Source organism: Mycobacterium mantenii (assembly GCF_001667865.1).
Classification (GTDB): domain Bacteria; phylum Actinomycetota; class Actinomycetes; order Mycobacteriales; family Mycobacteriaceae; genus Mycobacterium; species Mycobacterium mantenii_A.
The window spans coordinates 139,518-152,145 of the sequence record NZ_LZJP01000110.1 but is presented as its reverse complement, the minus strand read 5'-3'; the positions used below and the strand labels follow the sequence as shown (position 1 = coordinate 152,145).

13 protein-coding genes are annotated in these 12,628 nt (G+C 63.7%); 8 read left to right on the top strand and 5 right to left on the bottom strand.

Annotated features, from left to right (window positions below):
• Nucleotides 1-5 precede the first annotated feature (5 nt).
• Complete coding sequence (locus A5688_RS21385; protein ID WP_067910376.1) at nucleotides 6-776, top strand: enoyl-CoA hydratase/isomerase family protein; 771 nt, start codon at nucleotides 6-8, stop codon at nucleotides 774-776.
• A gap of 2 nt (nucleotides 777-778) precedes the next feature.
• Here A5688_RS21385 and A5688_RS21380 read toward each other — a convergent pair whose 3' ends face one another.
• Complete coding sequence (locus A5688_RS21380; protein ID WP_067910379.1) at nucleotides 779-1,981, bottom strand: acyl-CoA dehydrogenase family protein; 1,203 nt, start codon at nucleotides 1,979-1,981, stop codon at nucleotides 779-781.
• A gap of 2 nt (nucleotides 1,982-1,983) precedes the next feature.
• The gene (locus A5688_RS21375) at nucleotides 1,984-2,796 is read right to left on the bottom strand and encodes an enoyl-CoA hydratase-related protein (protein WP_067830637.1); all 813 of its coding nucleotides are present in this window, start codon (nucleotides 2,794-2,796) and stop codon (nucleotides 1,984-1,986) included.
• Nucleotides 2,797-2,890: 94 nt separating this feature from the next.
• Here A5688_RS21375 and A5688_RS21370 point away from each other — a divergent pair, with 94 nt between their 5' ends.
• Nucleotides 2,891-4,087 carry a cytochrome P450 gene (locus A5688_RS21370; protein ID WP_067830640.1) on the top strand — a complete coding sequence of 399 codons (1,197 nt, stop codon included), beginning with the start codon at nucleotides 2,891-2,893 and terminating at the stop codon, nucleotides 4,085-4,087.
• 32 nt (nucleotides 4,088-4,119) lie between these two features.
• Nucleotides 4,120-4,881 (top strand): enoyl-CoA hydratase/isomerase family protein, encoded by a 762-nt coding sequence (locus A5688_RS21365; RefSeq protein WP_067910554.1) that lies wholly within the window; start codon nucleotides 4,120-4,122, stop codon nucleotides 4,879-4,881.
• Between the two features lie 23 nt (nucleotides 4,882-4,904).
• On the opposite strand, the gene A5688_RS21360 is transcribed toward A5688_RS21365, so the two are convergent.
• The gene (locus A5688_RS21360) at nucleotides 4,905-5,762 is read right to left on the bottom strand and encodes a mycofactocin-coupled SDR family oxidoreductase (protein WP_067830990.1); all 858 of its coding nucleotides are present in this window, start codon (nucleotides 5,760-5,762) and stop codon (nucleotides 4,905-4,907) included.
• 175 nt (nucleotides 5,763-5,937) lie between these two features.
• Here A5688_RS21360 and A5688_RS21355 point away from each other — a divergent pair, with 175 nt between their 5' ends.
• The 4 genes from A5688_RS21355 (at nucleotide 5,938) to A5688_RS21340 (ending at nucleotide 9,850) form a co-directional block, all read left to right on the top strand.
• Entirely contained in the window at nucleotides 5,938-6,753 is an 816-nt protein-coding gene (locus A5688_RS21355; RefSeq protein WP_067910383.1) for an SDR family NAD(P)-dependent oxidoreductase, read from the top strand.
• Between the two features lie 102 nt (nucleotides 6,754-6,855).
• Entirely contained in the window at nucleotides 6,856-7,419 is a 564-nt protein-coding gene (locus A5688_RS21350) for a nuclear transport factor 2 family protein (RefSeq protein WP_242660270.1), read from the top strand.
• Nucleotides 7,416-8,357 (top strand): SMP-30/gluconolactonase/LRE family protein, encoded by a 942-nt coding sequence (locus A5688_RS21345; protein ID WP_067910386.1) that lies wholly within the window; start codon nucleotides 7,416-7,418, stop codon nucleotides 8,355-8,357. The genes A5688_RS21350 and A5688_RS21345 overlap by 4 nt, the downstream gene beginning before the upstream one ends.
• 308 nt (nucleotides 8,358-8,665) lie before the next feature.
• Entirely contained in the window at nucleotides 8,666-9,850 is a 1,185-nt protein-coding gene (locus tag A5688_RS21340) for an adenylate/guanylate cyclase domain-containing protein (protein WP_165607493.1), read from the top strand.
• A gap of 4 nt (nucleotides 9,851-9,854) precedes the next feature.
• Here the strand turns inward: A5688_RS21340 and A5688_RS21335 are convergent, their stop codons facing one another.
• Nucleotides 9,855-11,150, bottom strand: a complete 1,296-nt coding sequence (locus A5688_RS21335) for an amidohydrolase family protein (protein ID WP_067830664.1) — start codon at nucleotides 11,148-11,150, stop codon at nucleotides 9,855-9,857.
• Nucleotides 11,151-11,269: 119 nt separating this feature from the next.
• Here A5688_RS21335 and A5688_RS21330 point away from each other — a divergent pair, with 119 nt between their 5' ends.
• Complete coding sequence (locus A5688_RS21330) at nucleotides 11,270-11,476, top strand: hypothetical protein (RefSeq protein WP_067910389.1); 207 nt, start codon at nucleotides 11,270-11,272, stop codon at nucleotides 11,474-11,476.
• A gap of 11 nt (nucleotides 11,477-11,487) precedes the next feature.
• Here A5688_RS21330 and A5688_RS21325 read toward each other — a convergent pair whose 3' ends face one another.
• Entirely contained in the window at nucleotides 11,488-12,627 is a 1,140-nt protein-coding gene (locus tag A5688_RS21325) for an acyl-CoA dehydrogenase family protein (protein WP_067830669.1), read from the bottom strand.
• Between the last annotated feature and the right edge of the window lies 1 nt (nucleotide 12,628).

Sequence of the window (12,628 nt, the reverse complement as noted above, 5' to 3'; positions counted from 1 at the left end):
ATCCGATGGTCGACGATGCTAACGCGGACGCTCCGCTAATTCGTTACGAAGAGCGCGACGGCATCGCTGTGGTCTTATTGGACCGGCCGCGCCAGCGTAATGCCCTGTGCTACGAATCGTGGACCGAGCTATCGATCGCACTCGGTGGCATCGCAGCGTACGGCGCCCGCGGTGTGGTTTTGGCCGGCGCGGGCGGATTTTTCAGCTCCGGAGGCGATTTGAAGACCGGACCCGCCCGTGGCAGCGGGCCGCTGGGGCCCGCGGGCCGCGTCGAGCACGCGCAACGGGTGATGGAACAACTCAAAGCCGTCCCGGCGCCGACCATCGCGGCGGTTGAAGGCGCGGCAATTGGCCTCGGCTGGAGTCTGGCGCTGTCGTGCGACCTAGTTGTCTGCGCGTCCGATGCCTACTTCGCCGCGCCGTTCGTGGCACGCGCGGTGGTACCCGACGGCGGCCTGGCCTGGCGCCTCACGCAACAGCTGGGCCGGCACCGCGCGGCGTCCCTATTGCTACGCGGCATACGGCTATCGGCCGCCGAGGCCGAACGGCTAGGACTCGTGACCGACGTGGTAGAGCCAGGTTCGGCGATCGCGTGTGCGCTGTCTATTGCCGATGAGCTCACGCAAGCCGATGCGGGGGCGGTGGAAATGACCAAACGGCTGATCAATTCGGCCGAGAGCGGCCAGCTTGCCGCATTCCATCCGCTTGAGCTGGCAATGGCGACCGTGGCGCAGCAACGTTCCGCGTCCGCCGAGGGACGAGCTGCCTACTCCTGATTTCAGCGGGGCATGCCCAGGCCGACCGTCGAGATCAGATCTCGCTGAATCTCGCTGGTGCCTCCGCCTATCGAGTGTAAGAGAGACAGCAGCAACCCCTCCGAGAAGTGGCCGTCGAGCACCGAGTCCGCATCATCCGGCATGAGTTCGCCTGCGTGCCCGAGGATCTGCGCGCCAAGTCCCCGCAATTCGGCGGTCAATTCGGAGTGATACAGCTTGGATAACGACGGCAGTGCGGGATCCAGGGCACCTTCGGCCTGGAGGTGTGCAACCCGATACGACAGGGCGCGGCCAACCTCGACGCGTTCGACGGCGCGAGCGAGCGCAATGCGATTGGCCGGATCGGACAGTGGGTCATGTGTCGAACCCTTTTGCGCGCGGCACCAGTCGATCAGCTCGTCGAGATAACGCTGAGCCTGTGCGGCCCTGGTGATATTCGACCGTTCGACGTCGAGCAGTGCCTTCCCGACCGTCCACCCCTCCCCCTCGGCCCCGACAAGGTTGGCCGCAGGAACCCGAACACCGTCGAAGAACTCCTCGGCAAATGTGGGATAGCCGGTCATCGACCTGATGGGTCGACGGGTGATTCCTGGCGTCTCCAGGTCGACGAGAAAGAATGAGATTCCGGCCTGGCGCTTGCCTGCCACCGGCGACGTACGGGCCAGGACGAAGATCCAATCGGCGAGCACGCCGTTGCTTGTCCACGTCTTCTGCCCGTCCAGGACGTAATCGGCGCCGTCCCGCCGCGCGGTCATCCGCAAGGCCGCCAGGTCCGAGCCGGCTTCCGGCTCCGAATAGCCCTGCGCCCACATACGTTCCGAGCGCGCGATGGCAGGCAGATGCTCCGCCTTCTGTTCCGGCGTGCCGAATTTGAACAATATCGGCGCCAACATGTTGACCCCGTTCGTGTTCACCAATGGTGCGCCCGCATACGCGAGCTCTTCACGGATGACTACCTGCTCCACGACACCGCGCCCTCCGCCCTCGTACTCGGCCGGCCAGTGCGGCACAAACCATCCCTGCTCGTGCAGCGCCTTGCAGAACATGACCGCGCGCTCGTGGGCATCGCGAGGCAGATAGTCGGGATTGGCCGCAGTCCGGCGGAACTCGTCAGACAGGTTGTGCGCCAGCCAATCACGCACCGACGCCCGAAGAGACTCGGTGTCCTCGTCCCCGCCAAACCGGATGATCGGTTGAAGCGGCATGGTCAGATGCGCTCGCTGGGTTTGGAACTCTTTTTCATCAGCTCCGCGACGAACTGCTGGAACTCCTTGCTTCCGGTCACCACCGCCTGAAGGTCGTTGCTGGCCTGTTGATGCGTGCGGAAACCCATGGTCTCCCATGCTCGGATGACGCCTGATTTGACCGCCTGCAACGTGATCAGCGGCGCCGTAGCGATCTTCGCGGCGAGTTCCTCGACGGTGGCTTCGAGTTGATCGGCGGGCACCACTCGATTCACCAGACCAAACTCGAGTGCTTGCGCGGCAGTCAACCGCTGAGCCGTGTACAAATATTCGGCCGCCCGCTTGTAGTTCATGAACACCCACGGTTCGAACATCGTTTCGGCACCGGGCAGCCCGAATCCGGGCACCAGAGGCATCTGGAACCACGCATCCTCGGAACAGACGGTGATTTCGGGAATCAGCGCCCAGGTCGTACCCCCGCCGATCGCGTAGCCGTGCACCTGGGCGATCACGGGCTTGGGGAACTCCCATAACTTGAGGACGGGCCACAGGAACAATTGCGCGGCAGAACGCCACACTTTCCCCGATGCTTCCAGCTCGGCTTTGAACTCCGGGTACGCGCCGGTGGGGATGTGTCCAGAGCAGAATCCCTTGCCATTTGCCTTGATGATGACCACCTTGACGTCGTAGTCGTACTGCGCGTCGTCGAGGGCCGCGTTGACGCTATGGACCATTTCGGAGCTCTGCGCGTTGGCGGCGTCAGGATTGTTCAGGATGATCCGCGCGATCGGGCCGTCCTTCTGGTAGATCACGTGCTCGAGTTCTCGCGTTTCCACTTCGGTTCTTCCTCCTCAACACCGGGCGGTCCACCACCGCATGGTGCAACTATACAGATAATGTATTACTGTTCTTCAGGAAAGGACGGTGCCGATGACGACAACAGACCTACGTTGGGATCCGTTCGATCGCGCGTTGCACAAGGACCCTTACGCCGTCTGGAAACGGCTGCGCGACGAAGCGCCGACCTACTACAACGAAGAGTACGACTTCTACGCGCTCAGCCGGTTCTCCGATGTGCTGGAGGCGTCGCTGGACACCGAGACGTTCTCGTCGGAGCACGGGATCACCCTGGATGCCATCAGCGAGCAACCGTGGCCGTCGCCCAGGGCGATGATCATGATGGATCCGCCCGACCACACCGCACTGCGAAAGATGGTCAATCGCACCTTTTTCCGAACCGAGGTTGCCCGACTCGAGGACCGTGTCCGCACGCTGTGCAGCCATTATTTGGATGCCTTCGTCGGCACCGATGGCTTCGACTATGTGCGTGACTTCTCGATGAAGTTACCGGTGATGGTGATCAGCTCGCTGCTGGGTTTTCCCGAAGAAGATCACGACAACCTGCGCGAGTGGTCGGATGCCCAGCTCCACCGCGATGAGGGCACAACCCAGCTCAGCGAGGACGGCCAGCAGGCCAACATCAAGCTGCTCGGCTACTACGCCGACCAGATCCAGCGCCGCAGAACCACACCGAGCGACGACATCGTCGGCAATCTGATGACCTCCGACCTCGTGCAGGAGGGCCGCCAGACCCGTCGCCTCGACGATCGTGAAGTGCTGATGTTCATCGCGATGATCAACGTCGCCGGCAATGAGACGGTTGCGCGCCTGCTGGGATGGGCCGCGCTGACACTCGCGAACTACCCCGATCAACGAGCCAAGCTGGTGGACCGACCAGAACTGATCGGCAACGCCGTCGAGGAACTGCTGCGTTACGACGCCCCATCGCCCGTACAGGGCCGCTACACGAACCGCGATGTCACCTACAACGGCACCATCATTCCCGCGGGCTCGCGGGTAGCTCTGCTGACCGGATCCGCGGGCCGCGACGAACGCCAATACGAGAACCCGGACGTCCTTGACGTCGAACGCGCGGGGATCCGTCACATCAGCTTCGGTCACGGTTCGCACTTCTGTCTGGGCGCGGCGCTGGCCCGCCTCGAGGCCCGAGTTGCGCTGGAAGAGACACTGAAGCGTTTTCCCGCCTGGGATGTCGATGAAGACGCGGTGACCTACGTGCACACCAATTCGGTGCGCGGGCCCGCCAGCGTGCCGATCCGGCCGTGACCCCCGACCTTGCGGCGCACACACAAGACGCGGTGCGCTGGCTGGTGTTGGACCGTCCGGACGCCGGCAATTCGGTGACGCGTGCCATGCAGCGAAGCCTGATTGAGAACCTTCAGTCCGCGTCCAGCGATCCTGACATCAGGGCGGTGGTGCTCACCGGTCGCGGCGACAGACACTTCTGCACCGGACCGAATCTGCATGATCCAGGAATGCAGCCTCAAAAGGACCGCATTGCGGGCGACGCGGCCCGCATCCTGCGTACCGGTTCTCAGGCGGTGGTGTCCGCATTGCTCGACTGCGAAAAGCCGGTGCTGTGTGCGCTCAACGGCATCGCCGCCGGGGTGGGCGCGAGCATGGTGCTCGCTTGTGACCTCATCGTGGCCGCCGAAAGCGCCTGCCTTATCGAGCTTTTCACACGGCGAGGGCTCGCGCCCGACGGTGGTGCCGCCTATCTGCTGGCCCGCAAGGTGCCCTTCAATATCGCAAAGCAGCTGCTGTTTTTCGGCGAGGAGCTGTCCGCTCCCGAAGCCCATCGGATCGGCTTGGTCAACAAGGTGGTCGCCGACGGCGACCTCGAGGAAGTGGCGGCCGCATGGGCGCGGCGGCTCGCCAAAGGTCCGACGCGTGCGCTGGCGGCGGCCAAGGCAATGCTCAACCAAGCACTCGACGTAGATCGTGACGCCGCACTTCGAACCGAGGCATTGTTGGTGGAACAGGTGGCCGCGACCGACGACGTAGCCGAAGGTGTGACTGCTTTTCTCGAACGACGCGATCCCGATTTCCGTGGACGGTGAGGACCAGCTGGCGAATGCCGCTGCTAAAGGCCAAGTTTCAATCCCGCGCCGGCATCGACGAATATTTGCTGTCCGGTGACATAACGGGATTCGTCCGACGCCAGGTACACCACCAGGTGGGAGACGTCATGTGGCTCGATCCACGGGACGGGCATCGCCTGCAGGATCGGAAAGACGATTTCGGCGTCCTCGCGGCTCGGTTCGGGCAGGTCCGGACGAAACGTCCGGTACATCGGGAGGTTATGCAGCATCCCGGTGTTGACGTTGGTCGGGTGCACGGTGTTGATCCGGATCTGCTCGGGTGCCAGTGTCAGGGCCAGCCCCTTCGTGTACTCGCACAGCATCTTCTTCGCCAGCCCGTAGCCGGCGCCGCCCGGGCCCTGCGGCCCACCGCCGGTGGCCAGGTCCTTTTGCGGAACCAGTCCGGCGATGGAGCCGGTGACGATGATCGATGCGCCCGAGTGCAAGTGCTGCATGCTGACGTGGACGGCGTTGACCACGCCGACGAAGTCGACGTCGAACGCGTCGATGAAACCCCGTGACGGGACATTGTTGCCCAGCGGGCAGATGCCGGCGTTCGCCACAACGACATGGAGACCGCCCAACTCGGCGACGGCCTCGTCCATTGCCTTCTTCAGTGCAGCACGGTCGCGAACGTCGACGACCGCCGAAACCGCGCGGCGACCCGACTTTTCGACCAGCTTGACCGTCTCGTCCAGATCCTCCCTGGTAGCAAGCGGGTACTCGTTGGTTTCGATGTTGGCGCACATGTCCAGCGCGATGATGTCGGCGCCCTCATCGGCAAGATGGACGGCGTGGCTGCGGCCCTGTCCGCGGGCCGCGCCGGTTATCACGGCCACCTTGCCGTTCAGACGCTGCATCTGCTCCTCCATCGTCATTCGACGAGCCAGCTGCTCGACCGGCACCCGGTACAAGCCGCAGGACATTCTGCGACTGGCGCGACCCCCACGGTATTATTGGATAATAGAACACTCAGTGTTAATCTGTCACGCGTGTGGATACGGCTACTAGTCCGATTCGCGTGAGGGAAAGCGAGTGACGCTGCACCGCGACGCCGCGTCACTGGACGGCCGGGTAGCCGTGGTGACAGGAGGCGGGGCCGGCATCGGCCGGGCCGTTGCCGCAGCGTTCGCTGAATTCGGCGCAAAGGTCTCAATTTGGGAGAGGGACCCGCAGACGGCGACATCCGCGGCCCAGGAAATCGACGGCCTCGGGTGCGTCACCGACGTTCGCGACGCTGAGCAGGTTGATGCCGCCCTCGCCGCCACCGTCGAGAAGTTAGGAACCCCAACCCTCTTGGTGAACAATGCCGGTGGAGTCTTTTGGTCTGGTCTGCTCGAAACCTCTCCCAACGGGTGGGACGCACTGATCCGCATCAACCTCACCCAGGTTTTGCTGTGCACTCAACGGGTCGCGCGCGCAATGGTCGAAGCTGGCACCGGCGGCAGCATCATCAACGTCAGCACGATCGAGGCGGTGCGGGCGGCGCCCGGGTTTGCCGCCTATGCCGCGGCCAAGGCCGGGGTCGTGAACTTTACGAAAACCGCTGCGCTCGAACTCGCGCCGCACGGTATCCGTGTCAACGGACTGGCTCCCGACTTCACGCTGACCGAGAGCCTCGCGAAGATGGCCCCTGCCGGGGCCGAGCACGCCGAATTCATGGTGCCGATGGGCAGAGCCGGCCACGTCGACGAAATGGCCGGCGCGGCAGTCTTCCTCGCCAGCGATCTCAGCGCATACGTGACTGGACAGACATTGCATGTCGACGGCGGTACGGCAGCGGCTGGGGGCTGGTACCACCATCCCCAGACCGGGCACTACATCCTCGGCCAGCCGACCTCCATCACGTGATACCGCCCTAAAGAAGTCAAACGCCATGCATCCGTTCATGACTCATCCCATGCACACGTTGGAAAACATCGACAAATAACTGTGGCGGAGGAGGAGGATTCGGTGGTCACGATCGATCCAGCCGTACAAGCCATGCTGGCGCGCGAGGAGATTCGCCAACTGCCGTTCCGCTACGCCACCGCGATCGAAACCCGCGATGTCGACGCGATGGCTGACCTGTTCGTTCCGCACGCGCGGTTCGGTGATTATGGAGAGGGTCGCGACGGCGCGCGCCGTCTCATGTCCGACAGCCTCGACGCCAGCGTGTTCGCGGTCATTCTGGTCGCCAACCACCTCATCGAGCTCGAAACCGAGGACCGAGCACACGGGCAGGTCTGGGCGCAGTGCTTCGCGCATACGCACGCCGAGGGATTCATCGAACAGCTCATCAAGTATGAGGACCGCTACGAGAAACACGAAGAGCGGTGGTGTTTCTTGCACCGCCGGCATCGGCTGTTGTACGGCGTGAACAGGCCCACGTCACCGCTGACGCAAAGCGCCGCCGACTGGCCGCGAAATCAGACCGGCGTCGGAGACCTGCCGCTGGCCGATCCGGCTTTCGTCGCTTGGTGGAGCGATGCAACGAAACACGTTGTACCGCAACGTGATAGAAAACAGCCGCGATGAGCCGCTGCCTTGCCGACGGGTTGGCCTTCCCGGAGAGTCCGATCGCCTTGGATGACGGCTCCGTTGTGGTGTCCGAAATGGCGGCCGGCCGGATCACTCGAGTCCACCCCGATGGGGCTACCGAGACAGTCGCCCACACGGGTGGCGGACCCAACGGCGTGGTCAAACTCCCCGACGGTCGGTTGATCGTGTGTCAGAACGGCGGGTCGAAGTTTGGGGTCGGGCCGTGGCCGTACGACTTCAACGGCTGCGTGAACCTCTTCCGGCCGATAGGTCCGCCCGACCAACCCGTTGCCCCCGCGCTGCAAATCATCGAATCCGACGGTAGCGTCAACACGCTCGCTACCGAGTTCAGCACGCGTTCCGGTAAGAAGCTGCCTCTGGTGCGGCCCAGCGACATTTGCGCTGACAGCCACGGCGGCTTCTATCTGACCGACGCAGGTACCGTGCAGAGCCGCATCCGCAGCGTGACCGGACTCCTCTATGGCACGGTCGACGGTGACCTGCGCGAAATTATCTACCCGCTCGAGATGCCGAATGGGGTCGCGTTGTCACCTGACGGCTCGTCGCTGTACGTGGCAGAGACGCGCACGCGCCGGATTTGGGAATTCACGCTCGACGGACCGGGCGTGGTGGGCCGGGCGCGGGGTCTGGCGACGGTGCCGAGCGGCGGCCCGCTGAACGTTGGGGGGGCCGACGGGCTGTGCGTGGACCCCGCCGGCCGAATCCTCGTCGCGACCCTGGGGACGGGCGGGGTCACCGTCTTTTCCCCGACCGGCGAATTTCTCGGTGCGATTCCCGCCGACGACCCGATGACCACCAATGTCGCATTGAGCGCCGATGCCCGCACCCTATTCATGACGCTCGCATCATCGGGACGACTGATCAGCATTGCGAACTGGCTGCACAAGTCGAGCATCGCCCCGCCGCCACCGTGAAAGCCTCGCTTGCCCCACGTCGCCTGCCGTTCGCTCGCACCGGCAGATCGCTGGTTATTTCAGGGGCGATCGTCCCGACTGTCACGGGCTCGGCGCTGATCGCAGCACTGACCGCCTGGGCTTTGCCCACAGGTGCGGCGCTGAGCAAACACCATGTGATGTTGGTCAATATCGTTGCAGCACTGTGCTACTCCGGCACCGTCTTGCCCTTGGCCGGGTTATGGGCGTACGTCTGGATGAGCCTGCCTGCGGGGGCAAACGATGTCACTGTGCGCCGCGTCGTCCTGGCCATCCCAATGAGGATGGCGGTGGTCCACGGGACCGTATGGTCGGCGGCGGCTGCGGTTTTTGTGCTCATCAACCTCGAGACACCGTGGCTGGCCGCGACGCTGGGAGTGTCAATTCTGCTCGGTGCCATCGTGACAACGGCACTGGCCTATTGGATGTGCAGGATCTCACTGCGGCCGACGGCGGCCAGGTTGCTCACCGACAACCCGCCGACACGGCCGCGGGGGCCGGGCCTTCGGTTGCGCGCCGTGAGCGCCTGGGTGATAGGAACGGGAGTTCCGACGCTGATGGTCATGCTGGTTGCCGAGAGCGCGTTGTTCGTCGAATACTCCGCGCATCGACTTGCGCTTCTCGTTCTCGTACTCGGGGGGTGCGCCATGGCCTGCGGCCTGGTGATCGCTGCCTTCAACGCGTCGACCATCGCCGACCCGATCGACGAGGTAAGGCGGGGTATGCAATACGTCGAGCGGGGTGACTTCGACGCATCCGTTCCCGTCTTCGACGCCTCTGAGCTCGGGCTGCTGCAGGCCGGCTTCAACACCATGGCCAGCGGACTTCGCGAACGTGAACGTCTCCGCGATCTGTTCGGTCGGCACGTCGGCCGTGACGTAGCGCGCCTGGCGGAGCAAGTCGCCCGCAACGGCGTCGAGACCGAAATGGGCGGTGAGAAATGCGAAGTCGCGGTGTTGTTCGTCGATCTGGTTGGTTCGACACGACTGGCCACCGCACTAGAACCCGACGAACTGGTGATCATGCTCAACCAGTTCTTCGCCGTGGTGATCGACGTCGTGGAACGCCACAACGGTTTGATCAACAAGTTCGAAGGCGATGCCGCCCTTGCGGTTTTCGGCGCCCCGAACGCCAATGCCCGGGCGGCCGCGGACGCACTCACGACAGCGCGTGAGCTCAAGATCCGACTCAACCGGTCGAACGAGGACATCGAGGTCGGCATTGGGGTGTCGGCCGGAACGGCGGTGGCCGGCAACATTGGCGACCCCAACCGGTACGAGTACACGGTGATCGGAGACCCGGTCAACGAGGCGGCGCGGCTGACCGAGGTCGCCAAGCTGTCCGGTGGTGTCGCAGCGTCGGGTGCGGCGCTGAGCCGGGCGGACGAGTCGGAGAGGCGGCGATGGCGCGTCATCGACTCCAAAGTGTTGCGCGGACGCGACAATCCGACCGAAATCGCCGTTCCGGTCGATTAACGGCTCAAAGCTTCTGAGCCTTCTGCTCCTCCATCTTGTTCATGAAGGCCTCCATGCCGACCCCGCCATGACTTGCCATGACCTCGTCGTAGTCATAGTCGGCTGGGTTGCCGTCGTTCGGGCGCCACCCGGAGTCCGCCGTGCAGGACTTGAAGCCCTCCTCCGGGAATGCGTACCAGCGCCGAGTGTTGAGCTCGACGATCTTGGCAGCTTCCTCGTCGGGTACATCGGCCAGCATTTCCTCGGCGCGCGCTCGGCTCTTGGGCCAGAACGAGTCGGAGTGCGGATAGTCGCACTCCCACGTGATGTTGTCTATTCCGATCTGGTGCCGCATTGCCATCCCGACTTCGTCTTCGATAAAGCATCCGGAGATGTTGCGCCGGAACAGCTCCGACGGCGCCACGGTCGGGTGAATGTTCTGGTAGTACTTGTGTTTGCGCCAGACGTAATCCGCGCGCTCGACTAGGTAGGGCATCCAGCCGACGCCGCCTTCGGAGAACGCCACTTTGAGGTTTGGATGCTTATGGAACACCGGCGAGAAGATGAGCTCGGTGGCCGCGGCCATCGATGTGGTGCCCATCAACGTGATCATCACCGCGAACGGCCCCTCCGGCGCCGTCTGAGGCGGGAATCCGCCACTGCCGAAGTGCATCACCGCCGTCAGATTCGTCTCTTCCAACGCCGACCACACCGGCTCCCAGTACGCGGTGTGATAACTGGGCAGCTTGAGGTTGGTCGGGTTATCCGGGAGGCCGATCGCCCGGGCTCCCTTGGCCGCCACTCGCTCGATTTCGGCGACGATAAGCGCTGGATTCCACAGCGGAGTGATCGCCATAGGGATGAAACGGGCGGGATCTGTAGCGCACCACTCATCGAGCGAGAAGTCGTTCCAAGCCTTGACGCCCAGCAGCGCCAGGTCCTTGTCCTCCCCCTCGAGGAAGACCGTGCCGCAGAATCGGGGAAATGACGGAAAGCACAACATCCCATGGACACCATCGATGTCCATATCGGCCAAGCGGGCCTTCGGGTCATAACATCCAGGGATCATGTCGGCGTAGCGGATCGGATCGACGCCGAACTCCTCCGGGGGCCTGCCCGCGACCGCGTTCAGCCCGATGTTGGGATACGGTCGGCCCTCATAGACCCACTGCTGCATGGGCGGAGCACCCTCGCGCGGGAAGTCGACGATGCGAGGACCCTGATCGATGTACTTCTTCGGCAGCCTGTCGATCCAGACATGGGGTGGCTCGATGAGGTGATCGTCGACCGACAGAAGCTTCATCGATGGTTGCAGGGGCATCGTCCAGTCCTCAACTCTTCCGATTCATGCGTTACAGTACAACTAAACACTTTATGCCTAACTGACTATAGCGCCGATCTCCACCTAGGCTCAAACCACTGGTGCACTGAGGAGAGACGATGGACTCGCATGAGCGCATCCCCCATGACGACTGGGCCGACCAAGACTTGCTCACCAAGGGTGAAGCGGCCGAACGGCTCTCCGCGGAGATTGCCGAGGTCAGCGCGAAACTCAGCGGGGCCCATGCGGGCGACGAGATCCTCGAAAGGCGGCTCAACGGTCTCAAAGAGGCGTACAGACACCTGACCGAGGCCGGGCCGGGGTAACGGGCACCTGCTCAGGCGCGTGGCAGTCCAAGCACCCGCTGCGCGACGATGTTGCGTTGAATTTGCGCAGTGCCCCCGTAGATGCCGGCGGCGCGCGACCAGAGGTAGATGTCCCATTCCAGGCCCTCCGTGAGAAGAGGGCCGCTGGCGGACAAATCCATCATGGTGTGGCCCAAGTACTGGTCCGCCCGGGCCATGAGCAGCTTGTCGACCGAGCCCTCCGGGCCCGGAAGTTTTCCGTGTTGGCGCTCCGTGAGTGACCGCTGAACCTTGATCTGGAGAGCGCGTAACTCCACGTAGGCCCGCCCAAGCCGGGCCCGCGCCGCGGGTGAGTCGAGGAGCCAGCCGGTCCGGATGTCGTTCTCTAGCCGCCGCAATTGTGTCGAGAGTCGGCTGACCCAGTTGATGTCGCCGGGACCGCGCTCGTAGGCCAGCAATTGGCTGGCGATGGACCAGCCCTGGCCGCGCTCACCTAGCAGATTGGCCATAGGTACGTCCACGTCGTCGAACGTGACCTCGGTGAATTCACGGTTGCGCGCGGCGTTGACGATCGGGCGGACCTGGATTCCTGGCGTCGACATCGGTACCAGAAGCGCCGAAATACCTGCGTGTTTGGGGGCGTCGGGCTCAGTGCGGCACAGCAGGAAACACCAGTCGGCCACGGCCCCGAAGCTGGTCCAGATCTTGCGGCCATTGACGCGGAACCGCAGATGTCCCTCGATCTCGATCAACTCGGCGCGGGTCTTCAGGCCCGCTAGGTCGGATCCAGCCTCGGGTTCGGAGAATCCCTGACACCACCGCACCTGGCCGGACAACAGCCCGGGCAGCAGGGTGTCCCGTTGCTCGTCCGTACCGAACAACCGCAAGGCGTTGCTGAGGTGGCCGACCCCCTCAATAGGCGGGGCGCCGGCACGGCCGAGTTCGTCGTTGAGTATCGCCTCGTAGATGGGCGCCTTGCCGTGCCCTCCATACTCGACGGGGAAGGAGAGTCCGATGTACCCGGCTTTGTAAAGCGTTTGATGCCAAGCGTTTTGCGCATCAGCGCGGGCGGCGGGATCCTCGGGGATCGAAGCGTCCGCGGCGTGTTCGGAAAGCCACTGCCTCAGCTCGGCGCGGAACTGCGCTTCGGGCGCGTTGTCGTTGAAGTCCATC

Bases quoted from the DNA above. Each gene is read 5' to 3' on its own strand.
- A5688_RS21385 (WP_067910376.1), top strand. From the start codon at position 6: ATGGTCGACGATGCTAACGCGGACGCTCCGCTAATTCGTTACGAAGAG.
- A5688_RS21380 (WP_067910379.1), bottom strand. From the start codon at position 1,981: ATGCCGCTTCAACCGATCATCCGGTTTGGCGGGGACGAGGACACCGAG.
- A5688_RS21370 (WP_067830640.1), top strand. From the start codon at position 2,891: ATGACGACAACAGACCTACGTTGGGATCCGTTCGATCGCGCGTTGCAC.
- A5688_RS21360 (WP_067830990.1), bottom strand. From the start codon at position 5,762: ATGCAGCGTCTGAACGGCAAGGTGGCCGTGATAACCGGCGCGGCCCGC.
- A5688_RS21345 (WP_067910386.1), top strand. From the start codon at position 7,416: ATGAGCCGCTGCCTTGCCGACGGGTTGGCCTTCCCGGAGAGTCCGATC.
- A5688_RS21335 (WP_067830664.1), bottom strand. From the start codon at position 11,150: ATGCCCCTGCAACCATCGATGAAGCTTCTGTCGGTCGACGATCACCTC.
- A5688_RS21330 (WP_067910389.1), top strand. From the start codon at position 11,270: ATGGACTCGCATGAGCGCATCCCCCATGACGACTGGGCCGACCAAGAC.
- A5688_RS21325 (WP_067830669.1), bottom strand. From the start codon at position 12,627: ATGGACTTCAACGACAACGCGCCCGAAGCGCAGTTCCGCGCCGAGCTG.